General features: G+C 40.2%; 24 protein-coding genes. 12 read left to right on the forward strand and 12 right to left on the reverse strand.

Translation table 11 applies throughout. The annotated features are described in order from the left end of the window. Positions 1 to 105: 105 nt before the first annotated feature. From AABJ44_RS12025 to AABJ44_RS12040, 4 genes are all read left to right on the forward strand, one after another. On the forward strand, positions 106 to 1,197 hold the full coding sequence (locus AABJ44_RS12025) for an ABC transporter substrate-binding protein (protein WP_338369297.1): 1,092 nt from the start codon (positions 106 to 108) through the stop codon (positions 1,195 to 1,197). Between the two features lie 83 nt (positions 1,198 to 1,280). Beyond that, on the forward strand, positions 1,281 to 1,484 hold the full coding sequence (locus AABJ44_RS12030) for a DUF4418 family protein (protein WP_074642160.1): 204 nt from the start codon (positions 1,281 to 1,283) through the stop codon (positions 1,482 to 1,484). Further along, positions 1,469 to 2,659 (forward strand): ABC transporter permease, encoded by a 1,191-nt coding sequence (locus AABJ44_RS12035; protein WP_338369299.1) that lies wholly within the window; start codon positions 1,469 to 1,471, stop codon positions 2,657 to 2,659. The genes AABJ44_RS12030 and AABJ44_RS12035 overlap by 16 nt, the downstream gene beginning before the upstream one ends. Further along, positions 2,656 to 3,333: an ABC transporter ATP-binding protein gene (locus tag AABJ44_RS12040; protein ID WP_074642157.1), complete on the forward strand. Its 678-nt coding sequence runs from the start codon at positions 2,656 to 2,658 to the stop codon at positions 3,331 to 3,333. Before AABJ44_RS12035 ends, AABJ44_RS12040 begins: the two co-directional genes overlap by 4 nt. A gap of 9 nt (positions 3,334 to 3,342) precedes the next feature. Here the strand turns inward: AABJ44_RS12040 and bioB are convergent, their stop codons facing one another. The 7 genes from bioB to cysK form a co-directional block, all read right to left on the reverse strand. Then, entirely contained in the window at positions 3,343 to 4,299 is a 957-nt protein-coding gene (bioB, locus tag AABJ44_RS12045) for a biotin synthase BioB (protein WP_338369300.1), read from the reverse strand. A 70-nt stretch (positions 4,300 to 4,369) separates the two neighbouring features. After that, on the reverse strand, positions 4,370 to 5,539 hold the full coding sequence (locus AABJ44_RS12050; protein ID WP_338369301.1) for a trans-sulfuration enzyme family protein: 1,170 nt from the start codon (positions 5,537 to 5,539) through the stop codon (positions 4,370 to 4,372). A gap of 1 nt (position 5,540) precedes the next feature. Then, on the reverse strand, positions 5,541 to 6,011 hold the full coding sequence (locus AABJ44_RS12055) for a NifB/NifX family molybdenum-iron cluster-binding protein (RefSeq protein WP_338369302.1): 471 nt from the start codon (positions 6,009 to 6,011) through the stop codon (positions 5,541 to 5,543). Positions 6,012 to 6,214: 203 nt separating this feature from the next. After that, the gene (gene nifH, locus AABJ44_RS12060; protein ID WP_074642152.1) at positions 6,215 to 7,066 is read right to left on the reverse strand and encodes a nitrogenase iron protein; all 852 of its coding nucleotides are present in this window, start codon (positions 7,064 to 7,066) and stop codon (positions 6,215 to 6,217) included. A 119-nt stretch (positions 7,067 to 7,185) separates the two neighbouring features. Then, positions 7,186 to 7,539 carry a NifB/NifX family molybdenum-iron cluster-binding protein gene (locus tag AABJ44_RS12065; protein WP_338369304.1) on the reverse strand — a complete coding sequence of 118 codons (354 nt, stop codon included), beginning with the start codon at positions 7,537 to 7,539 and terminating at the stop codon, positions 7,186 to 7,188. Continuing rightward, the gene (locus AABJ44_RS12070) at positions 7,532 to 8,410 is read right to left on the reverse strand and encodes a radical SAM protein (RefSeq protein ID WP_338369306.1); all 879 of its coding nucleotides are present in this window, start codon (positions 8,408 to 8,410) and stop codon (positions 7,532 to 7,534) included. The genes AABJ44_RS12065 and AABJ44_RS12070 overlap by 8 nt, the downstream gene beginning before the upstream one ends. 100 nt (positions 8,411 to 8,510) lie before the next feature. Beyond that, entirely contained in the window at positions 8,511 to 9,449 is a 939-nt protein-coding gene (gene cysK, locus AABJ44_RS12075) for a cysteine synthase A (RefSeq protein WP_074642148.1), read from the reverse strand. 200 nt (positions 9,450 to 9,649) lie between these two features. On the opposite strand from cysK, the gene AABJ44_RS12080 reads away from it, so the two are divergent. From AABJ44_RS12080 to AABJ44_RS12105, 6 genes are all read left to right on the forward strand, one after another. After that, entirely contained in the window at positions 9,650 to 10,096 is a 447-nt protein-coding gene (locus AABJ44_RS12080; RefSeq protein ID WP_022932533.1) for a PTS sugar transporter subunit IIA, read from the forward strand. 91 nt (positions 10,097 to 10,187) lie between these two features. Further along, positions 10,188 to 10,628, forward strand: coding sequence for a hypothetical protein (locus AABJ44_RS12085; protein WP_338369307.1), 441 nt, complete (start codon positions 10,188 to 10,190; stop codon positions 10,626 to 10,628). Between the two features lie 149 nt (positions 10,629 to 10,777). After that, complete coding sequence (locus AABJ44_RS12090) at positions 10,778 to 11,557, forward strand: transglycosylase SLT domain-containing protein (protein ID WP_338369308.1); 780 nt, start codon at positions 10,778 to 10,780, stop codon at positions 11,555 to 11,557. A gap of 207 nt (positions 11,558 to 11,764) precedes the next feature. Continuing rightward, entirely contained in the window at positions 11,765 to 12,379 is a 615-nt protein-coding gene (locus AABJ44_RS12095; protein ID WP_338369309.1) for a CoA-binding protein, read from the forward strand. Positions 12,380 to 12,399: 20 nt separating this feature from the next. After that, the gene (gene serC / locus AABJ44_RS12100) at positions 12,400 to 13,575 is read left to right on the forward strand and encodes a 3-phosphoserine/phosphohydroxythreonine transaminase (RefSeq protein WP_338369310.1); all 1,176 of its coding nucleotides are present in this window, start codon (positions 12,400 to 12,402) and stop codon (positions 13,573 to 13,575) included. Then, the gene (locus AABJ44_RS12105) at positions 13,575 to 14,756 is read left to right on the forward strand and encodes a 3-phosphoglycerate dehydrogenase family protein (protein WP_338369311.1); all 1,182 of its coding nucleotides are present in this window, start codon (positions 13,575 to 13,577) and stop codon (positions 14,754 to 14,756) included. The genes serC and AABJ44_RS12105 overlap by 1 nt, the downstream gene beginning before the upstream one ends. 80 nt (positions 14,757 to 14,836) lie before the next feature. Here AABJ44_RS12105 and AABJ44_RS12110 read toward each other — a convergent pair whose 3' ends face one another. The 4 genes from AABJ44_RS12110 to parS form a co-directional block, all read right to left on the reverse strand. Further along, complete coding sequence (locus AABJ44_RS12110; protein ID WP_338369312.1) at positions 14,837 to 15,274, reverse strand: helix-turn-helix domain-containing protein; 438 nt, start codon at positions 15,272 to 15,274, stop codon at positions 14,837 to 14,839. A gap of 127 nt (positions 15,275 to 15,401) precedes the next feature. Then, a complete protein-coding gene (locus AABJ44_RS12115; protein ID WP_338369313.1) occupies positions 15,402 to 17,126 on the reverse strand; it encodes an RNA polymerase sigma factor in 1,725 nt (574 codons plus the stop codon). An 82-nt stretch (positions 17,127 to 17,208) separates the two neighbouring features. Beyond that, a complete protein-coding gene (locus AABJ44_RS12120; RefSeq protein WP_074642138.1) occupies positions 17,209 to 17,649 on the reverse strand; it encodes an RES family NAD+ phosphorylase in 441 nt (146 codons plus the stop codon). Further along, positions 17,646 to 18,038, reverse strand: a complete 393-nt coding sequence (gene parS, locus AABJ44_RS12125; RefSeq protein ID WP_074642136.1) for a type II RES/Xre toxin-antitoxin system antitoxin — start codon at positions 18,036 to 18,038, stop codon at positions 17,646 to 17,648. Before parS ends, AABJ44_RS12120 begins: the two co-directional genes overlap by 4 nt. Positions 18,039 to 18,215: 177 nt before the next feature. Between parS and AABJ44_RS12130 the strand changes: the two genes are divergently transcribed. Then, positions 18,216 to 19,505 (forward strand): BspA family leucine-rich repeat surface protein, encoded by a 1,290-nt coding sequence (locus AABJ44_RS12130; protein ID WP_338369315.1) that lies wholly within the window; start codon positions 18,216 to 18,218, stop codon positions 19,503 to 19,505. A gap of 39 nt (positions 19,506 to 19,544) precedes the next feature. Continuing rightward, positions 19,545 to 21,311 (forward strand): BspA family leucine-rich repeat surface protein, encoded by a 1,767-nt coding sequence (locus AABJ44_RS12135; protein ID WP_338369316.1) that lies wholly within the window; start codon positions 19,545 to 19,547, stop codon positions 21,309 to 21,311. 80 nt (positions 21,312 to 21,391) lie between these two features. On the opposite strand, the gene AABJ44_RS12140 is transcribed toward AABJ44_RS12135, so the two are convergent. Continuing rightward, positions 21,392 to 21,619 carry a hypothetical protein gene (locus AABJ44_RS12140; RefSeq protein ID WP_074642132.1) on the reverse strand — a complete coding sequence of 76 codons (228 nt, stop codon included), beginning with the start codon at positions 21,617 to 21,619 and terminating at the stop codon, positions 21,392 to 21,394. Position 21,620: the final 1 nt, after the last annotated feature.

Genomic DNA, 21,620 nt, shown 5'->3' on the forward strand with positions numbered 1-21,620 from the left:
ATAAATATTACTCAGCCTCCTTTTTTTCTGTTATAACATACTAAGATAGTAGGTAATTAAGTTATTATTGTCCATATTATATGAACAATAATACTGGAGGTATTTATGAAACATTTATCAAAAATTGTGAGAATGACACTTGGAGCACTCGCATTAGCAGGAGCATTAACATCATGCTCAAAAAAACAGGCAACAACAGCAAGCAGCGCACCTGAACAGAAGGTTGTTAGAATCAACTTTCAGACAGGAAGCCTTTGTGGTGCTCCAGTTCATGTTGCATGGAAGCTCGGACTTTTTGATGAAGAGCTTGCAAAAATCGGACAGAAGGCTGAATATGTTCAGGTTGTCGAAGGTGGTGCAACACTTGCAGAAATGATTGCATCTGGTAAGGTTGATGCCGGTTACGGTCTTTATGCAACTCAGCTCCAGGCTATTGAAAATGGACTTCCAATTTCCTTTACATCTGGAATCCATATTGGTTGTACAAAGTATTATGTACGTGCAGACAGCGACATTCAGTCGGTTGCAGATCTTCGTGGTAAAACAATCGGAGTTCCAGGACTTGCAGACTCTGCAGTTATGAATCTTAAGCGTAAATTAATGGACGTTGGTATTGGTGTTACAGCAGAAAAAAATGAAGTTGAATTTATTGCTTATGCTTCTGCAGACCTTGCAATTGCTTTAAACAACGGTGCTGTTGACGTAATTGGAGCTCATGACCCAGTTGCAACAAAGGGTGAACTTGCATACGGCTTTAGAAAGATTCTGGATACAGGAATTGATGAAAAGTTTGTAAAAGAATATTGCTGCCAGCAGTTTGTAACTCATAAGCTCTTACGTGAAAATCCAGAAGGAGCAGCTGCAATTACACGCGCTTTGCAGAAGGCAGCTGCTTATGTAGAAGCAGAGCCAAGAGCAGCCGCTCAACTCCAGATTGAAAATGACCTTGTTGCCGGAGACCTGGATTTTAATGCCGCTCTTCTTGAAGAAATTAACTATCAGCCAAGCCGTTCCCTTGGAAAGAAAACCTTTGATTCCGCTGCCCGCCAGCTTCAGAAAGCAGGAATCCTTAAGGCTTCTACAGATATCGAAAAGTTAATTGAACAGGGCTACATTGAACTCTTTGGTGTTCCAGATGGCTACATCTACGATAGCGCGACAAAAACTTATAAGGAAATTAACGGCTCAAGAGCCTAGATGCTGAAACAAGTTCAGCATGACATGGAATATCAAGTGTCATTCCGAACTTGTTTCGGAATCTAATACAAAGGAGAAACAACATGAAAAACATCAACATTATTTTATCATCACTCATTGCATTGCTCGGTTTACTCGTTGGCATTGCACCTTACACATTCGCTAAGGTTTGCGGCATGGCCAGCATGCACTGCCACAAGGTAACAGCACCTGTAGTATTAGTTTTTGGAATTGTGATTTTCGTTATCTCGTTAGCACAGACTATCATCTTATGGAAAAAGCGATAACAACAAAAAGACTTGCGCTTGAAAATATCAGACGCAAGCCTTTCCGAACGGCAGCCCTCATCACACTGACTTCACTTTCAGCAGCCGTACTTTTTGGAAGTCTGATTATAACCTCAAGCCTAAAAGGCGGCATCAAGGGATTCAAAAATCGACTTGGCGCAGACCTTATGATTGTTCCAAAAGGTTATGAAGGTCAGATGGAAAATATTCTTCTGAATGGAGAACCAAATTATTTTTACATGGATAAAAGTGCCGAAGAAATTGTCCGCACTGTCCAAGGAGTAAAAGAAGCAAGCGGTCAGTTTTATCTGACAAGCCTGAGTGAAAGCTGCTGCGATTTCCCGATTCAGATTATCGGCTTTGAGCCAGATACAGACTTTTTAATTCAAAACTGGGCCAGAACAAAAGTCCGACCTCAGAAAGGAAGCGAATATATTTTCGCAGGAAGCAATATCTCAACTCCAAATAAAGAAGTAAAGTTTTTCGGTCAGCAGCACAAAATAACCTCCCGCCTTTCTAAAAGCAGCACGGGTATGGATAACGCAATCTACACCGACCTCAATACCCTGCAGAATATTTTTGAGGATGCAAAAAGCAAGGGCTTTGGTTTTATTTCTGATGGAGACACAAACACAAAAATCTCTTCTATTTTTGTAAGGTTGCAGCCAGATGCAAAACCAGACAGTACTGCCCTTCGCATAAAAACAGCTCTACCAGACGTTCAGGTAATTACAGGTTCATCTTTCATTTCAAATCTTGCAGAACGAATTTCAGCCTTTGTGATTTTTCCTCAGGCATTAAGTTTATTTATTCTTTTAGTTACAATTTTTACACTGGGAATTGTTTTCTCCCTAATTGCAAATGAACGCTTCAAGGAATATTCCATTTTGAGAGTTCTTGGAGCCGACAGTGGCACTCTTAAAAAGCTTCTTTTATTTGAAGCAGGCAGCATAGGATTTTTTGGAGCAATAATCGGCATCTTTATTTCGGCCCTTATAGTCCTGCCATTCAACCTTTTGATTTCAGAAAAAATCGGATTACCATTTTCACTGTCAAATCCGCTTGTAATTACAGGCTTTGCCTTAATCAGCTTTACAATAATAGTTTTAGCAGCATTAATTTCTGCCCTTTACAGCGCAATTAAAATTTCGAAAAAGGAAGTGATTTTCAAATGATAGATATAAAGCATCTTACAAAAAGTTTTCAAACCCCAGGAGGAAAAATTACAGTCCTGAATGATTTTTCCCTCACAGCTCTAAACGGCACTTTTCTTGGAATTGCCGGAAAATCTGGAGCTGGAAAAAGCACTCTCCTTTCTTTAATTGCAGGTCTGCAAAAACCAGACAGCGGTTCCATTAAAATTGATACAAATGAATACGAAAACTCCCCTACAGAAATCACTTCCCTTTCAGAAAAAGAACTGTCTGCCTTCAGAAATAAAAACATAGGCTTTGTTTCTCAGGAACAGAGCTTCCTTGAAAATCTTACCGTGCTGGATAATGTAAGGCTGCCGTCTTATCTTTCAAAAGGAAAAGCTAGTTCTGACACCGATACAAAAATCACCGAACATGCCCGCAGTCTGCTTGAGGCCTTTGATATCGCCCATCTTGCAGATCAATACCCGCAAAATCTTTCCGGTGGCGAAAATCACCGGGTTCTCATAGCCCGAGCCCTCATTAATAATCCACAGATTATTCTCGCTGATGAACCGACTGATTCCGTAGACTCCGAACGAACAGAAGAAATAATCCACATCTTCCGCAGTCTGGCAAATCAAGGTAAAATCGTAATCCTCGTGAGCCACGATAAGGAAGCACTCAAACTTTGTGATAAGATAATAACTATATAAATTAAATACTTAAAAAGTTCTGCCAAGCTTCTTAAAAAGCTCTTTATCACTTTTTATTGAAGTCCCGGTGGTAGTAAGCATATTCCCGGTGATTGTAGCATTTGCGCCGGCATTAAAGGCTCTTTCTCCACCATTAGAAAGATGGCAACGCCCGGCTGCCAGTCTGATCATAGCAGTTGGATTAAAATAACGGAAAACTGCCACAGTACGCAACACTTCATCTTCTGCTAAGGCAGGAAGATTTTCCAGAGGACTTCCCTTAATTGGACTAAGAACATTTATCGGGATTGAATCAACAGCGATTTCACTCAAAGAAAGAGCCATATCAATTCTGTCTTCAAAAGTTTCTCCCATACCAATAATTCCGCCAGAGCAGGCACGCAGTCCCACTTCCTTAACAAGCTTAAGAGTATTCAGTTTCATCTCGTAAGTGTGAGTTGTACAGATGTTTGGAAAATTTCTGCGGGAAGTTTCTATATTGTGATGATAATTTCTTACACCTGCGGCCTTCAACTGCAAAAGCTGCTCCTTTGTTAAAAAGCCCATTGAAGCACACAAGTCAATATTTACACTTTCATGCATTTTCTTGTAAGCCGATAAGGCCTTCTGAAACTCTTCTCCACTCAAGGCCTTTCCTGCTGTTACGATAGCAAAACGATGTATACCTTCTTTCTGATTTTCTTTTGCTGCCTGAATTATTTTTTCTTCATTAAGAAAATCATAGACTTCGCAATTTGTATGATTAAAGGAACTCTGTGCGCAGAATTTACAGTTTTCGCTGCATCTGCCACTGCGACCATTAATAATTGAACATAAATCAACACGGTCTCCACAAAGCTCTTTTCTTATATAATCTGCACCCTGACAAAGCTGATTGAGATCACAATCCTTAAAAAACGAAAAATCTTCACCGCGCTGTAAACGACGGCCTTTTACAATTTCTTCTGCAAGTGTTTTTAAATCCATGCACACAGTATATTATAATCCGTTTATATTGTAAACCTATATTCAAACATCAGGTTTACAATATAATAAATTATAAAGCCTGTTTCAGATCAGCAATAAGGTCTTCAACATTTTCTATACCGACCGAAAGCCGCAGAGTTTCCGGGGTGATTCCATTCTTAAGACGGAGCTCTTCCGGAACATCTGCGTGTGTCTGGGTTGTCGGATAAGTAATCAGAGTTTCAACGCCGCCAAGACTTTCTGCATATTTTATGAGGCGAACTTTTTCCAGAATGCTCAGAGCTTTTTCTGTACTGGACAAGCGGAAAGTTACCATCGATCCAAAACCACGAGACTGTCTCTGCATAATTTTGTGCCCCGGATGTTCTTCAAGCCCCGGATAAATTACTTTTGTAACAACCTTCTGAGTTTTAAGCCAGCGGGCAATTTTATCTGCATTTGACTGAGCTTTTTCCATTCGGATTCCAAGAGTTTTTATTCCGCGAAGAACCAGCCAGCTGTCAAATGGAGCTAAGCCTGAACCTGTTGTTTTTATGAGGAAGCGAAGCTTTTCATTTATTTCCGGATTTTTTGTAATTATAAAACCGGCCAGTGTATCGTTATGACCGGCAAGAAATTTAGTACCGCTGTGAACAACGACATCTGCTCCAAGAGCAAGCGGGTTCTGGAAATATGGAGACATAAAAGTGTTATCTACAATCAAGAGAAGTTTATGAGCGTGTGCGATTTTTGCCATTGCGGCAATATCGGTTACGTTCATCATCGGGTTGGTTGGAGTTTCGACATAAATTGCTTTTGTAGCCGGAGTGATTATACTTTCCACGTCATCGCCGGAACAATTAGCACGGGTAAACTGAATTCCATTTTTTGAAGAAACATTATCAAAGAGACGGATTGTGCCGCCGTATAAATCTGAATCTACAATCAGGTGATCGCCGGGCTTAAAGAGCTCCATGAGCAGAGTAATTGCCGCCATGCCGGAAGAAAGGGCAAAGGCATCGGTGCCGCCTTCCAGCTGGCAGACAATTTTTTCCAGCTGTTCACGGGTAGGGTTTTGCAGTCTGGAATAATCAAAGCCTGTGCTTTTTCCTACTCCAGGATGGGCATAGGTTGCTGTCTGATAAATAGGGAAGCTGATTGAACCATAGTGATTACAGTTTTCACGACAGGCAGGCTGCCCGTCATTATTCTGACTATCTTCTTCAAGATGAAGACATTTTGTTTCTATTGAAAATGACATACTATTCTCCAAACTTCAAATAATAAGCGGCAAGTTTTTCCAGAGCTTCACTTATCGGCAGCTCTATATCAAATACGCTGATTGCATTACGCTGGAACTGTCGTCCCATTCCCTGGCCTATCTGAGCCGCAACTACCGATCGGCAGTCTAATAGAAGTTCTACGGCCGGTGCGAGTGGACCGGTAGCACCGCCGCCGCAACCACCACCTGAACCGCCGCAACCACCACCTGAACCGCCGCAGCCCGATCCGCTTCCGCAGCCAAAGCCACCACCGCCACAGCCGCCACCGAAGTTTAACTCAGTCGCTGCATCTGGCGATGTCGATTCATTTTCAAGAACCGGCACCTCACGTTTTTCAATAAAACAAAACTTACTTCCCTTCAGTTCATAAATTAAAAAAGACTTAGCCTGACCAAAATGTAAATCAACATTGAGACCGTCGGATGATGCAATTGCAACTTTTATGCTCATTTGTATTCCTTATTAAATGGATTGCTTCGCTTCACTCGCAATGACAAACTGTACGCTGCGCTCCTCGCGATGTTACAAGGGGGGGGCGTTGCGGGGGCCTCCCCCTCAGAAGGGGTAGTGAAAGACCGCAAAGCGGGCTGGAACGAGGGGAAGGCCTTCCCCTCCCAACTATTCCCTATTTACTATCCCCTAAAACCTAAAAACTAGATCTTATAATCATCCTCAAGAGCTTCCATGAGACCGTACTCAAGAAGGATTTCCTCGAGACGTTCCTGGGTCATTGGAGTTGGAATTGTGAAGTTTGTATTATTAATTACGGCTTCTGCAAGGTTGCGGTATTCCTGAGCCTGTGCTGAATCCGGCTTATATTCAATTACAGTTTTGCGGTTGATTTCTGCACGCTGTACGATGTTGTCGCGAGGAACGAAATACAAAAGCTGTGTTCCAAGTTCCTTTGAGAAAGCACGGAGCAGATCAAGCTCACGGTCTACGTTACGGCTGTTACAGATGATTCCACCAAGACGAACACCGCCAGCCTTTGCATAACGGCTGATACCCTTTGCAATATTGTTAGCAGCGTAAAGGGCCATCATTTCACCAGAAGCTACGATATAAATTTCCTTAGCTTTACCTTCGCGGATTGGCATAGCAAAACCACCACAAACTACGTCACCAAGTACATCGTAGAAAACAAAATCAAGGTCGTCTGTGTAAGCACCAAGATTTTCAAGCATGCTGATAGAAGTGATGATACCACGTCCTGCACAACCTACTCCCGGCTCTGGTCCACCTGATTCAACACAGCGTGTTCCACCAAAACCTGTTCTCATGATACGGTCGAGTTCAACGTTTTCACCCTCGTCGCGGATTGTATCCAAAACTGTTTTCTGTGCCAGTCCTCCAAGCAAAAGTCGTGTAGAGTCTGCTTTAGGGTCACATCCTACAACCATTACTTTTTTTCCATGCTCAACAAGTCCTGCTGTCAAATTCTGTGTGGTGGTTGATTTTCCGATTCCACCCTTTCCATAAATTGCTATCTGTCTGATTTCGCCCATAAGAAGCTCCTCTGCACGGATGTCCGTACCATAAAATATAAATATTATTGTTATATACCTATCTATTTACTAGGTAATAACAATATACTTTTATTTACCTACTATGTCAATAGGTTTAATTAAAATAATCCCTGAATTCGATTGTATTTCCACACTTTAAGGATGGCGTCGTCAATGCTGCCGGGAAGTTCCATTGCTGTAATTCCTTGTGTAGTAAGAGATTGGATTGCTCCATCGCCGATGCGGCTGGCTATTACGTATTTGCAGTCGGTGAACTGCTGGACGTGGATGTCCATTGCGGACTTGTCGTGAAAGCCATCCTGGCACACAGGTTTTACGCTGCGTTTCTCCAGGAGGTCATAGCCTTCATCATCGTCGACGATATAGATATAGAAGATTTCTGATTTTCCGTAGTGAGTGTTTACTGTTTCGCCGTCTGTGCTGGCTATAGCAACGCGGTATTTATCAGCCATGGGAGAAATTTTCTCCATAACTGCCCGGGCCAATTTTTGCATAAAGCTGGCGGGAAATATCTGATTTTCCCGGTACGCCTGCTGCGTCTGCACGGCAGTGATTACAATGCAGGAAGAGCTCGATATATTCACCGGCGGCACGGCGTGCTGCCTCGATTTCTGCACAGTTTGGAGCCGGCTCGTCCTTGAGTTTTGCAGAAGGAATTAGCGGTATGATGTTGTACTTTTCGGCACCGGCTTCTGCGACCGCCGCGGCGATCTCGGAAATGTGAGCGCCGTTTATGCGCGGAACTAATACCGTATTTACTTTTACGGTAATTCCCGCTTCGGCAATTTTTCTGATTCCGGCAAGCTGATTTTCTATGAGGATTTTTGCGCCCTCTACCCCGTCGATTTTTTTGCCGTGCCAGATTATGTAATCGTTGAGCTGAGCTTCAATTTCCGGATCTACGGCATTTACGGTAACGGTAAGACTGTCGATTCCGGCAGCAATTACTTCATCGGCACGTTCGTTGAGAAGCAGGCCGTTTGTACTCATACACTTTATGAGCTGCGGATACTGCTGCCCTATCAGATTGAAAGTTTTGAAAGCATTATCGCTGGCAAGGGTATCGCCAGGACCGGCAATTCCTGCCACTTTGATTTCGGGACTGATCTGAATTGCCTTTCCTACAATTTCTGCAGCCTCTTCGGGCTTAAGAACATGAGCTGTTACGCCTGGTCTGTTTTCTGTTGTGTTGATTGAACGCTCGCAGAAGCGGCACGCGATGTTACAGCCTGGACATACAGGAAGATGTATGCGGCCTGTTGTAGCTCCGTGGCTACCAAAACATGGATGTGATTTTTCAAGTTCGGAAAACGATTTTGGCATAGGCAGACTCCTGGGGGCGCTACGGGGGCGAAGCCCCCGTAGAAGGGGTAGCGGAAAACCGCAGGTTTGAAGCGAGGGGAAGGCTTTCCCCTCCTCTATTTTAGTTATCGCTGAACAATGGTGTAGAAAGGTAGCGGTCGCCTGAATCAGGAAGAAGAACTACGATTGTCTTTCCCTTGTTTTCAGGACGCTTTGCAAGAATGCTTGCTGCCTTAAGAGCGGCACCACTTGAGATTCCTACAAGGATACCTTCGCTGCGGGCAAATGCACGGCCCTCTGTGAAAGCATCTTCATTTTCAATTGGAAGAATCTCGTCGTAAATCTTTGTGTTGAGAACGTCTGGAACGAATCCAGCACCGATTCCCTGAATCTTATGTGCACCGGCTGTTCCCTTTGAAAGAACAGGGCTTGTTGCAGGTTCAACTGCTACGATTTTTACGTTTGGATTCTGTGACTTAAGATATTCACCAACACCTGTCAAAGTACCACCTGTACCAACACCAGCTACAAAGATATCAACTTTTCCGTCTGTCTGTTCCCAGATTTCTGGTCCAGTTGTCTTTTTATGAATTGCAGGATTTGCAGGGTTTACGAACTGTCCCGGAATGATACTGCCTGGTGTTGCTTTCTGTAACTCCTCGGCCTTTGCAATAGCTCCCTTCATTCCTTTTGCGCCTTCTGTAAGAACAAGCTCAGCACCATAAGCTTTAAGAAGATTGCGGCGTTCAACACTCATGGTGTCTGGCAAAGTAAGGATTGCTTTATATCCCTTAGCTGCGGCAACTGCTGCAAGTCCGATTCCTGTATTACCAGAAGTTGGCTCGATAATTGTTGCACCTGGCTTTAAGATTCCTTTTTCTTCTGCATCTTCAATCATTGCAAGAGCGATACGGTCTTTTACGCTTCCTGCCGGATTTAAATATTCGAGTTTAGCAAGAATTGTTGCGTCTTTTACTCCTGCTGTCTTTGAATATCCGTTCAACTGTAAAAGCGGTGTTCCGCCTATCAATTCCAATGCACTCTGTTTAATATTACTCATTTTTGATCTCCTATTACTTTAGTAGGTTTTACAACTTCAATATAAATCCAATTACCTACTCTGTCAATAGGTAATTGCAAAAAAAGAGGATTTTCTTCACGATTTTTGATGTTATTTTTTCCTTATTTAAGAAGCATTTTTTCTTTATATAGGGGGTTTTCCACTTGACAATTTTTGCAAGTGGAAATAACATTTATGTTATGGACTTAAGAACAGTATTAACAACAGACACCGTGAACCTTCATCTGAAAGGCACAACAAAAGAAGAAATCGTTGATGAGATGATTGATGTTTTGTTCAAGGCTGGAAAGGTTACAGACAAGGATGCAGCACGCGAATGTGTTTTGGACCGCGAGCGCAAAATGTCTACAGGTATGAAGCACGGAATCGCTATTCCTCATGGAAAAACTGACACAGTAAAAGATTTGGTTGCTTGCATTGGTATTTCTGATAATCCTGTAGATTTTGATTCTCTGGATCAGGAACCTTGCCGCATTTTTATTATGACTTTGTCTCCAGTAAACAAGACAGGTCCACATCTTCAGTTCCTTGCAGAAGTAAGTCTTTTGTTCAAGAGTCCTGAAAAACGTCAGGAAATTCTTGACACTCAGGATAAGGCTGAAGTAATCCGTATTCTGACTGAATAGAAAAGATCCGGGGTTTACCCCTGATATAACATACTCATCAGATAAAACCGGGTCTTTAAAGCCCGGTTATTTTTTTATTTGAAGGAAAAATATGAAACTTGATCCAATTTTTACAGTAAAGAATAAGAAGCTCTACACTATTTCTGATAACAGTGAGGTTGATACAGCTACCCTTAAACGTATTGATATTCTATGGAGCACTGTAGAACTGGATGAAGAAATCTATAATGAAGAATTCCTCGCTCAACTTAGAGATCAGTTGAAAGCAATGGAAGAAACAAACACATTCGCTGTTCTTGTTCCAGTTGCTGACAAACCTCTTGATACTCCAGAGCAGGAAGAAGCCTTCATAAACACTTATAACCACACTGCCCGCCGCGTAAAAGACTGTACCAGCGTAGCCGGATTTGAACTCATTCCTCAGCTAAAAGATAAACAGGCTTTTATGGACACTCTGGCTAAAAAACACGCGCAGTACGTCTATTTCACAAAGGCAGAAAATCCTCTGTCAGACGACATTGTGTTATACTAACCGCACAATTTTACAACAAACCGCACTATTTGCGAAGAAAATGTAAATTTTTCACAAAAATTCACAAATTTTCTTCAAAATCACTTGCATATATTTATCATTTGTGGCATTATACACCGCGACAACGAGAGAGCAAGAGGGAAAAAAGTATGCAGTCTAAAGAGAATCAGAACAGACTTGCAGGTACGTGGTTCCTCACCGCATTTTTGTGCATCGTTTTAGCTTCTGCAGCCGTTCTAGTTTATTTTTTGCTGCCTAATGCATCGGAACCGGTTCAGCCTGTAACTGAGCCTTTGACTATAATTGATTTGTCAGAAGAAACTGAAGAAGAGCTTTCAGCAGCTTTTCAGGATTATTTTACTGAAGTTTCTCTGAATCGTCTTACAGACGACTACGATAATGGATTGAACTTATATCGTCAGCCATTATCTCGCACAGCAGTAGAGTGGTTTTACTTTCAGATTACTGGAAGTAAAGAGGTAACTCAGGCCATTCTTACAGAAGCTGAGAAAAATGATATTCCGCTTTCTTTGGCATTTTCACTTGCCCACACAGAAAGCAATTATAACACAAGCGCGACCAACAGAAACGCTAACACTACGATTGACCGGGGCTTGTTCCAGTTGAACAGCAACTCCTTTCCCGAGCTTTCGGAGCCAGATTTCTTTGATCCGTTTGTAAGTTCAAAATATGGTATGGCGCACCTTAAGTTTTGCCTGAATACTGCCGGAAACGAAGTTTCTGCACTTGCAATGTACAATGCAGGAACCGGCCGTGTTCGTTCAAATAAGACTCCTTTGTCTACTTTGAACTACGTTGGCAAAATCATGTCATACCAGAAGATGCTTGATCAGCTGTTTGATGAACAGGTTGCGTCTTACTTTGAGACCACAATGACACCTGGAATCGCAGTTGCTTATGCACACTAATTAATTTGCCTCCTAATTTTTTTGAGGATCCGGTTTTTATAGTTTTTCCGGATCCTCTTTTTTTTAACCAGAAATCCATGATATATAAAATTTACTGTTATATTTTTAACATTATTTGCAAATTTTCCCGAATTCTGCTAAAATTCCACTCAAATTCAACATCTTTTGTTCTAAATTCAATTCCCACTATATAAAAGGAACTTTATAATGCAAGCATTAAATGATCTGCCGTCTGCAACAAGGAAAAGACTTGTCCAGCTGGAAGAACTTTTGAAATCCTGGAGCGGAGAGAAAATTACTTCCGCTAAGATTTGTGAATTGACCGGTTGGAAAGATTCTCTTGTTCGGCATGATTTATGGCTGATTAAGAACACAGCGCGCGGCTGGAAGAACGGGTACAATACTGCTACTCTTCTTCAGACGATTCGCAATGCACTTCATGGAGAAGTTCAGAACGAAAAACAGAACGTCTGCATCGCAGGCCTTGGCCGCCTTGGAGCAGCACTTCTTGATGACGGCTTATTCAGCGGCAGTCAGTTTGTAATAAAAGCAGGATTTGATTCAAACGTAAACAGGGTTGAAATCCTTCGTTCAACGTTTCCGCTCTACCCGGCTAGCGATATGAATTGGGTGATAAAACAGGAAAAAATCACCTTAGCAATTCTCGCAGTTGCAGACAAGGATGCACAGACAATGTGTGACAGGCTTGTAAAGGCCGGAATTACAGGAATTGTAAATATGACCCGAATGGTACTGAGTGTACCGGAAGGCATAAAAATAGAAAATTTAAGCGTATTGAATGCGCTGAAAATGATAACTTAAAAAGACAAAGGAGTCGTTGTATGGCAAGAGTGTACAATTTTAGTGCGGGACCTAGCTGCCTGCCGGAAGAAGTTTTGCAGGCATGTGCTGCAGAGATGATGGATTATAATGGAACTGGTCAGTCAGTAATGGAAATGAGTCACCGCTCTAAGGCTTATGAGCCAATCATTCAGGATGCTGAAGCTATGGTTCGCAAGTTGATGAACGTGCCAGACAACTACAAGGTTCTTTTTGTTCAGGGTGGTGGTTCTACTCAGTTCGCAATGGTTGCTGAAAACCTCGGAATCCACACAGGAAAAGCTGCTTACATCGAAACTGGTGTTTGGGCAAAAAAAGCTGCTGCTGAAGCTAAAAAACTTGGCGTAGAAGTTGATATCATCGCTTCTTCAAAAGACAAGAACTACTCTTATATTCCAAAGGTTGAAAAGATTGAAGGCGACTATGATTACGCTTACATCTGCTTCAACAACACAATCATGGGAACACACTACGAGTACATTCCAGACACAGGAAACATTCCACTCGTTGCAGATATTTCTTCATGCGTTTTGAGCGAACCACTCGACGTTTCTAAGTTCGGCTTGCTTTTTGCAGGTGCTCAGAAGAACCTCGCTCCAGCTGGTGTTACTCTCGTAATCATCCGCGAAGATTTGATTCCTGAAGTTGAAAACTGCCGTGCTGGTACACCAACTATGCTCGCTTACAAGACACACGCAGACAACGATTCTATGTACAATACACCTCCATGCTACACAATCTATGTACTTGGAAAGGTTCTTCACTGGCTCGAAGCAAATGGCGGAGCAGAAGGAATGCTCAAACGTAATAAGGAAAAGGCTGAATACCTTTATAACTACCTCGACAACAACGAAGGGAACTTCTATCACACAACAACAGAAGTTGGAAGCCGATCTTTGATGAACGTTACATTCCTTACAAAATACTCTACTGCAGAAACTTCATCTGCTGGTAAAAAAGACGAAGCTGACCGTACAGAAACAGAAAAAGCAGCTCTCGCAAAAGAAAAGGAAATCAACGACAAGTTCGTAAAAGAAGCTGCTGCAGCAGGTCTCGTAAACCTTAAGGGACATCGCCTTGTTGGTGGTATGCGCGCATCAATCTACAATGCAATGACTCTCGACGGAGTTAAGGCACTTGTTGAGTTCATGAAGAAGTTCGCTAAGGAGAATGCATAATGAGTTTCAAGATTCAGACATTAAATAAGATTGCTTCAGTTGGTCTCAACCAGCTCGACCGCGATAATTATGAAATCGCATCAGAAATCAACAATCCGGATGCTATTCTTGTACGTTCTGCAGATATGCACGAAATGCAGCTTTCAGACAATGTAAAGGCTGTTGCACGCGCAGGTGCAGGTACAAACAATATCCCAATCCCAGAGCTTACAGAAAAAGGTGTTGTTGTATTCAACACTCCTGGAGCTAACGCAAACGCAGTAAAAGAACTTGTAATTCTTTCACTTTTGCTTTCTAGCCGCCCTGTAATCGATGCTAACAAATGGGCAAAAGGTCTTTCTGGAAAAGGCGACGAGATTCCTGATCTCGCAGAAAAAGGAAAGAGCCAGTTTGTTGGTCCAGAATTGATGGGAAAAACACTCGGTGTAATCGGTCTTGGTGCTATCGGTGCTATGGTTGCTAACCTCGCCCTCCATTTTGGTATGGACGTTTGGGGTTACGACCCATTCCTTTCTGTAAACGCAGCTCTTAAGCTCGACAAGAAAGTTAAGATTGCTGAAACTTTGGACAGCCTCTATGCTAAGTGTGATTACCTTACAATCCACGTTCCACAGACAAACGACACCAAGGGAATGATCAACGCTGCTTCTATTAAGAACATGAAAGACGGTGTAAGAATCATCAACATCGCTCGTGGTGGTCTTGTAAACAATGCAGACATCATCGCAGCTCTCGACAGCGGAAAAGTTTCTGCTCTCATTACAGACTTCGCTGCAGAAGAACTCTTGAACCATCCAAAAGTTGTTTGTATGCCACACCTCGGAGCTTCAACTCCAGAAGCAGAAGACAACTGTGCTATCATGGCAGCTGCTCAGCTCAAGGACTTCCTCGAGAACGGAAATATCGTAAACTCTGTAAACTTCCCTAAGACAGTTACAGACAACCCAATTCCAGCAGGTGGAACACGTCTTTGTATCAGTCACAAAAACATTCCTGATACAATCTCTAAGTTCACAACAATCCTTGGTGAAGCAAAGTTGAACATTTCTTCTTTCATCAACCAGGCACGCGGCGACGTAGCTTACAACATCATCGACGTAGACGGTGTTGTAACAGATGACATCATCGCTAAACTCGCAGCATGTGACACTGTAAACAGAGTTCGCCCAATTTTCGGCTAATTCAGTGAATTAAAAATATAAAGTCATATAAAACCTTAACAGCAGAGCCGCAAGACTCTGCTGTTTTTTTTCCTGAAAAACTATTCCTTTTTATACCATCCGTTTATCGAATCCATAACAAAATCTTCAGGTCCAGAAATGATGATGCGTGTATTTTTACCATGCTTTTCATATTTTAAGACAGCATCGGCACAGTTGTTCATCGCATTGCAAAAATACTCGGAAAGTTCATCAGCTTCATCATCTTCCATTACAAAATCCAGAATAGAACAGATTCTGTTAGTTTTCTTTTCTGCATCTGCCATAAAATCATAAACGACAGCATTTGCCTTTGATTTTATACCGGGTACAACATTCGGATTTGAAAGAAATGCGCCTATTTCTTCAGGGGTAAACTGCCAGATTCCATCAATTTTTTCACCCTTAAGATGACCCATCGAAATATAGTTTCTGAGAGAACGGGTTGTAAAACCAGAAATAACCGCCAGTTCATTGATATTATAATAATTCTTTTCCATAGTAATTCTCCTTTGCCCGCTTTTTTTTGCGAGCCGTTTTGTCCCGGGAACTACATTTAGTATAATTCAGACACACACTGGAATCAATTTGAAATATGACGAGTTTTTCATAGCAAAAGGCGCCACCCTATTTCAGCTCCTTTCCAAGACAGATTATCATTGCAGGAACCGGCTCATTATTGCTGGCAAACTCATTTTTATACCAGCGGTTCCAGGCCCCCTGATAGAGCAGTGCCATAACAAAGGCATCTGCACATTGCTGATATTTCATATAATCAGGAATCAGTTTCTTTAAGTGATTTGGAACTTCAACAGGCTTTACAAAAAGTTCTTCTAATTCTGAATGAAACTTTTTGCAGAAATCCAGAATTGATTCATGGAAAATTGTTTTGAATAAAACTTCTCGATCTTTATAAGATAAAACAGGTATATTCAAAACTTGAGTATAGTGCCCTTCTCCAGAATTATCTGAATCAATTTCTTTTCCAATAAAATTATATTTTTCATAGTTTTCAATGACTTTCGTATCGAAGAATCTTGGCTCTATCAAAGGAATATCACTTTCTTCTTTAGCATAAAGAGCATAACACATCTGCAAAAATTGTAACTCATTTAAAGGCCAGCATTGGCTATAAGTCCAGCCGGCTGCTACATCATAACCATATAATCTGATATCTTCAAAGTTCTTATACTGACCAATAATAACCGTATGAGGACCATTTAATTTACAAAGAGTATGTCCTGTAACATAATCCCAGTCAGTTTTGTAATCAATTGAAGTTTGAAAACCATAAGCATAGCCTCGCCACTTTGCATCATGCAATACTTTCATTGTATCAAGTTCTGATGTTATTTGAGCTGAAATTTCGCGGACAGCTTCATGAATAATAAAGATAGCAGAAAACTGAATCAAACTAGCTTTTTGTCGTTCATTCATCTTTTTATAACAATCTAACTGACGAATTCGGTCAAGATATGTTTCAAGCTCACACCACATTTTCTGTGCATTTTTTTCTGCAAGAGCTTTATCATGATCATAAGCATTATCTTTTTCTTCTTGAGTAATAATAATAAAGCTTGTGTAAACCTTATCTCCCTTGCGTGCCATTAAATCATATGAAATCAGTTCTTCAACAATAGGCTCAATATAAGCTGCAGAAATACCCAGTCCCTGTGAAAGTTCAGTAATTGTCAATGGTTTCTTATAAGCCATAATCAGAATATTCTGATGAATTAGATGGGAACTGTTATTTATATAGCTGACAGGACACCCTGTCTCTGTTTCTCCATACACCCACACATGCAGCAACTCCGGCTCATAACTCTGTTTTTCGTACTTTTCCATTTCATTCTCCAGTTTGGCTTTAACATTCATACGAGCGGTGTTCAGGCGGGATTTTACCGTGTTGGCATTTACGTCCAGTTCGTCTGCAATTGACTGCAAATCCTGGCCATGGATAAAATGACGAACTAAAACTTCACGGTAATTTTTAGAAAGCTGAGCAATTATGCGGCGGACATTTTCTTCATTTTCTTTTCTGATGATTTTTTCCAGCGCAGTCTCCTGCCCTTCTTCCTTGCCGGCAATTTCAAAATCCGGAATTACACCATAAGAAATGACAGGCTTTGAATATTTTGAACGTAGAAAATCATTAAACTTATGATTCAAAATGCCAGAAAGATAAGTCTTCGGATTTTCAATTTTCGTACCGTTTTCCAACGCAACGATAGCACTTATCAGAGTCTCCGAAACAAGATCCTCAGCCTGCTCAAAGTTATTAGTTTTACTAAGAGCAAGCTTCAGAAGATATTCGCCATAATCAAATAAGTGCATTTCGTTGTTGCTGTTCATTTTTCTAGTCTACCATTTTTCTCGTATATAATGGTAGTCGTAAAAAAGAGAAAATGGGTCGGTGAATTATAATTTTTTTCTATCACATCAACCTTACATCAAAAGAAAAATCATGCACCTCATTGATAAAAACCTTTTTAAAATCATCATGAAGCGGATTCAAAATCAGATTATATTCGCCTTCATATTCATAGGGAAGAATAACTGAAGGAACTTTGAGCATGAGACTGCTTTTTTCTTTGAGCCAGTTTGTACCATATTCTACTTCAGTTGTATCAGGAGGAAGTTTTAAGATTTTCATTGATAGAATGGAATCTGGAACATATATAGAGGCATAAGCCATGTTTACAGGAGGCATTGATTTATCTGTATGAACAAGAATTTCAAGAGCAGCAAGAGACAGTGAAGATGAGGTATACAACGCTGGATAACCTTTTTCATTCCAGCGCCCGCCAAAAAGCTCTGCACCTCTACCCGATAAATTTTCTATGCGTTCTTTGCGTGCAATTCTGAATACAATCATGAGAACACACCGTATTCAATACGGCCAAGAATATCCATTACTTCTTCTGCACCAAAGCGGGAACTCATTGCCTGTACAGGAGTTATCCCACCCAGAACATTATTCGGTGATTTCAGCCATTTTACGGCATTTTCCTGAGAGCCAAAAATCTCCTTTGCTTTTTCGTAAGCTCTCATGAGGGAAATAGTTACTTCTGCTGCCTGCTGAGGAATATTCTGATCTGGTTTTAGTCGTGAAAGAGTTCGTGCACTTGTACCTGCAATACCTGCAAAATCTTTATCTGTGTACTTAAAAATTACATGAACAAAGCTGTTGTATTCATTTTTTTGAACTCCATTAACTGCCATCATACGACAATTTACAGGTGTATATTGTTTTGGTTTATTCATAAGCACCTCCAGACAAAAAAAACGCCAACTGACGTCTATTATAACGCCAATTGACGCTTATAAGCAAGTTATTTATTTTTCAAAAAAAAAAACAATCTTTATATCTAAACAAGGCAGAGTTCCCTTGCGGGTATGTTTCCTTTTTTGTATAGTAGAATTAAAAAGGAGATTTATAAAATGAAAAACTATTTCAAAAATTTCGCCGCACTTGCCCTAAGTGTTTTGCTGGTTGCCGGAATTACAGCTTGTAATAATGAGTTTGAATCAGGCAATATTAACGAAGCCCAAAAAGTTCAGATAATCCTCGACAACGACTTTGTTACCATCAGAATGGTAAATAATGACGCCCGAACCATAACAGAGCAGGTTCCCTACACAAAAAAGGACTGGGCCTACAGTACCACAACAGTTACCTATGGCGGAGTTAGTGACACAACAGAGTTTTACAGCAAAAACTCAAGCATTAATGTAGAATGTAAAAAAGAAGGCGAATACACCTTTCAGTCTTCAGCCTACAAGGCAGACAAAGAGACTATTATTGCCACCTCTGATCCAGTAATTAAAAATATTACCCCTGCCAATGGTAATTCTGATTTGACCATAACCTATACAAATTTCGAAAGTTATGAAGTAACCATCGGCGTAACAGGGACAATTGAAAACCAGTGGGGGGAACAGAAAGAAAACATCGCTCTTTTATCTAAAGACTGGTTCGAAAATGAAAATGCACCTTCAAAAGAAAAAATAAAGTCTATCAGTTTTATCAAAAATGCAAATACCGTATCCTTCACAAAAGCATGGTCTGGAGGAGAAAACGTTACAGTTTATTATAATTCAAATAATGAAAGCATAGTTGTTTCTGCTGCAGAGCGTACAATTGTTGCGCCAAAAGATTGTTCATTACTTTTTGATGGTTTTAAACACGCAAAATCTATAGATTTGAAAAATTTTGATACATCAAATGTAACTAGCATGCGTGCTATGTTTTTCGGCTGCTATAGACTTACTTCTCTCGATTTAAGTAATTTTGACACATCAAAGGTTACTAGTATGGAAAGTATGTTTTTCGGTTGCTCAGGACTTACTACTCTTGATGTAAGTAATTTTGATACTTCTAATGTTACTAGTATGGTTACTATGTTTTACAATTGCGCAAATCTTACGATTCTTGATTTAAGCAATTTTGATACTTCTAATGTTACCAATATGAACAGCATGTTCATGTCTTGTTGTAATTTAAAAACTCTTGACGTAAGCAACTTTGACACTTCAAAAGTTACCGATATGAGTTATATGTTCTATTACTGTCATAATATTAAAACTCTTGATTTAAGAAATTTTGATACTTCAAATGTTACTAGTTATGCATCAATGTTTGAGGAATGCAATAGTCTTGACGTAACTTACAATCCAGCCACATGGACACTACGCACAGACTGGGCAGGAGTAACTTTTATAGAAGAATAGCATCTTTTGTATAGTAGAATTAAAAAGGAGATTTATAAAATGAAAAACTATTTCAAAAATTTCGCCGCACTTGCCCTAAGTGTTTTGCTGGTTGCCGGAATTACAGCTTGTAATAATGAGATTGAATCAGGCAATATCAACAAAGCCTCAAAAAGTCAGATAATCCTCGACAACGACTTTGTTACCATCAGAATGGTAAATAATGAAGCCCGCGCCATAACAGAGCAGATTCCTTATACAAAAGAGGACTGGGCCTACAGCACTACAGAAGTTATCTATGACGGAGTTAGTGCCACAACCGAGTTTTACAGCAAAAACTCAAGCATTAATGTAGAATGTAAAAAAGAAGGCGAATACACCTTTAAGTCTACAGCCTACAAGGCAGATAAAGAGACTATTATTGCCACCTCTGATCCAGTAATTAAAAATGTTACCTTTGCCAATGGCGATTTTGATTTGACCATAACCTATACAAATTTCGAAAGTTACGAAGTTACAGCAGGCGTAACAGTAACAATAGAAAACAAGTGGGAGAAAGAAACTGCAATTTTATCTAAAAACTGGTTTAATAACAAAAATGCACCTTCAAAATCGAGTGTAAAGTCTATCAGTTTTATCAAAAAAGCTTATACAGGTCCCTTTACCAAAACATGGTCTGGAGGAGAAAACGTTACAGTTTATTATAATTCAAATGATGGAAGTATAGTTGTTTCTGCTGCAGGTCTTACTATTTTTGCGCCAAAAGATTGTTCAGGATTTTTTAATGCTTTTCAATGCGTAGAATCTATAGATTTGAAAAATTTTGATACTTCTAATGTTACTAGTATGAGAAGAATGTTCGGTTCATCTAATGGTTTGAGTTGCGTAAATCTTACAACTCTTGATGTAAGCAATTTTGATACTTATAATGTTACTGACATGAGCGAAATGTTCCATAACTGCGTAAATCTTACACCCCTTGATGTAAGCAACTTTGATACTTCTAATGTTACCAATATGTGTCGTATGTTCTATAACTGTTATGATATTAGAACTCTTGATTTAAGAAATTTTGATACTTCTAATGTTACCAATATGGTCGAAATGTTTACCTCTTGTCGAAATCTTGATAGTCTTGACTTAAGTAATTTTGATACCTCTAATGTTACCTATATGTCCCAAATGTTTAGCCAATGTGGTATTGCTAGTCTTGACTTAAGTAATTTTGATACTTCAAAAGTTAGCAATATGTACGGCATGTTTTTCGATTGTCGAAATCTTGCAAGTCTTGACGTAAGTAATTTTGATACTTCTAATGTTACCGATATGTCCTACATGTTTTGCCAATGTGATAAACTTGCTAGTCTTGACGTAAGTAATTTTGACACCTCAAAGGTTACTAGTATGGATGGTATGTTTTCCGGTTGCTCAGGACTTACTACTCTTGACTTAAGTAATTTTAATACTTCTAATGTTACCAATATGTCCAGCATGTTTAACAATTGTAGTAAACTTGCTAATCTTGACTTAAGTAATTTTGACACTTCTAATGTTACCAATATGGCCAACATGTTCACGCATTGTTGTGATTTAAAAACTCTTGACGTAAGCACTTTTGACACTTCAAAAGTTACCGATATGAGTTATATGTTCTATAACTGTCATAATCTTAAAACTCTTGATTTAAGAAATTTTGATACTTCTAGTGTTACACGTAAAGATTCGATGTTTTATTTGTTCGTTAATACCTTAAAAGTAATTTACACCCCAGCCACTTGGACATTAGGCACAGACTGGCCATCAGGAATTACTTTTACAACAAAATAGGACAATCATCCATTAATTCGATTCCAAATCGTAAACGGGCAAGAACTCTGTTCTTGCCCGTTTCATTTACCCTCTAATAACTAATATAATCCACAGCCGTTTTTTCTTTCTTCCGGATGTGCAACCTCGAAGCCACACTTTGCTTCGGCATTCAAGTCACGGAGTTCCTTCTTACCATCAATGTAAAGTTGGTAGTCAATGCCGGTTCCTTCATAGCCGCAGCCTACGTCCCAGTCGTCGCCGAGGGAGTCTTTTATAATCTGTTCGCGTTCTTCGCGGGTGGTATCTTTAATTAATATGCTTTTCATA

The sequence above is a fragment of the Treponema bryantii genome, from assembly GCF_036492245.1.
Lineage (GTDB): Bacteria > Spirochaetota > Spirochaetia > Treponematales > Treponemataceae > Treponema_D > Treponema_D bryantii_C.

What these genes read in the sequence shown, in the direction of transcription:
- AABJ44_RS12035 (WP_338369299.1), top strand. Translation starts at nt 1,469, where the DNA reads ATGGAAAAAGCGATAACAACAAAAAGACTTGCGCTTGAAAATATCAGA.
- AABJ44_RS12135 (WP_338369316.1), top strand. Translation starts at nt 19,545, where the DNA reads ATGAAAAACTATTTCAAAAATTTCGCCGCACTTGCCCTAAGTGTTTTG.
- AABJ44_RS12025 (WP_338369297.1), top strand. Translation starts at nt 106, where the DNA reads ATGAAACATTTATCAAAAATTGTGAGAATGACACTTGGAGCACTCGCA.
- AABJ44_RS12085 (WP_338369307.1), top strand. Translation starts at nt 10,188, where the DNA reads ATGAAACTTGATCCAATTTTTACAGTAAAGAATAAGAAGCTCTACACT.
- AABJ44_RS12140 (WP_074642132.1), bottom strand. Translation starts at nt 21,619, where the DNA reads ATGAAAAGCATATTAATTAAAGATACCACCCGCGAAGAACGCGAACAG.
- bioB (WP_338369300.1), bottom strand. Translation starts at nt 4,299, where the DNA reads ATGGATTTAAAAACACTTGCAGAAGAAATTGTAAAAGGCCGTCGTTTA.
- AABJ44_RS12115 (WP_338369313.1), bottom strand. Translation starts at nt 17,126, where the DNA reads ATGAACAGCAACAACGAAATGCACTTATTTGATTATGGCGAATATCTT.
- AABJ44_RS12065 (WP_338369304.1), bottom strand. Translation starts at nt 7,539, where the DNA reads ATGGCTGATAAATACCGCGTTGCTATAGCCAGCACAGACGGCGAAACA.
- AABJ44_RS12130 (WP_338369315.1), top strand. Translation starts at nt 18,216, where the DNA reads ATGAAAAACTATTTCAAAAATTTCGCCGCACTTGCCCTAAGTGTTTTG.
- AABJ44_RS12040 (WP_074642157.1), top strand. Translation starts at nt 2,656, where the DNA reads ATGATAGATATAAAGCATCTTACAAAAAGTTTTCAAACCCCAGGAGGA.
- parS (WP_074642136.1), bottom strand. Translation starts at nt 18,038, where the DNA reads ATGAATAAACCAAAACAATATACACCTGTAAATTGTCGTATGATGGCA.
- AABJ44_RS12055 (WP_338369302.1), bottom strand. Translation starts at nt 6,011, where the DNA reads ATGAGCATAAAAGTTGCAATTGCATCATCCGACGGTCTCAATGTTGAT.
- AABJ44_RS12105 (WP_338369311.1), top strand. Translation starts at nt 13,575, where the DNA reads ATGAGTTTCAAGATTCAGACATTAAATAAGATTGCTTCAGTTGGTCTC.
- AABJ44_RS12030 (WP_074642160.1), top strand. Translation starts at nt 1,281, where the DNA reads ATGAAAAACATCAACATTATTTTATCATCACTCATTGCATTGCTCGGT.
- serC (WP_338369310.1), top strand. Translation starts at nt 12,400, where the DNA reads ATGGCAAGAGTGTACAATTTTAGTGCGGGACCTAGCTGCCTGCCGGAA.
- nifH (WP_074642152.1), bottom strand. Translation starts at nt 7,066, where the DNA reads ATGGGCGAAATCAGACAGATAGCAATTTATGGAAAGGGTGGAATCGGA.
- AABJ44_RS12050 (WP_338369301.1), bottom strand. Translation starts at nt 5,539, where the DNA reads ATGTCATTTTCAATAGAAACAAAATGTCTTCATCTTGAAGAAGATAGT.
- AABJ44_RS12090 (WP_338369308.1), top strand. Translation starts at nt 10,778, where the DNA reads ATGCAGTCTAAAGAGAATCAGAACAGACTTGCAGGTACGTGGTTCCTC.
- AABJ44_RS12095 (WP_338369309.1), top strand. Translation starts at nt 11,765, where the DNA reads ATGCAAGCATTAAATGATCTGCCGTCTGCAACAAGGAAAAGACTTGTC.
- AABJ44_RS12120 (WP_074642138.1), bottom strand. Translation starts at nt 17,649, where the DNA reads ATGATTGTATTCAGAATTGCACGCAAAGAACGCATAGAAAATTTATCG.
- cysK (WP_074642148.1), bottom strand. Translation starts at nt 9,449, where the DNA reads ATGAGTAATATTAAACAGAGTGCATTGGAATTGATAGGCGGAACACCG.
- AABJ44_RS12110 (WP_338369312.1), bottom strand. Translation starts at nt 15,274, where the DNA reads ATGGAAAAGAATTATTATAATATCAATGAACTGGCGGTTATTTCTGGT.
- AABJ44_RS12080 (WP_022932533.1), top strand. Translation starts at nt 9,650, where the DNA reads ATGGACTTAAGAACAGTATTAACAACAGACACCGTGAACCTTCATCTG.
- AABJ44_RS12070 (WP_338369306.1), bottom strand. Translation starts at nt 8,410, where the DNA reads ATGCCAAAATCGTTTTCCGAACTTGAAAAATCACATCCATGTTTTGGT.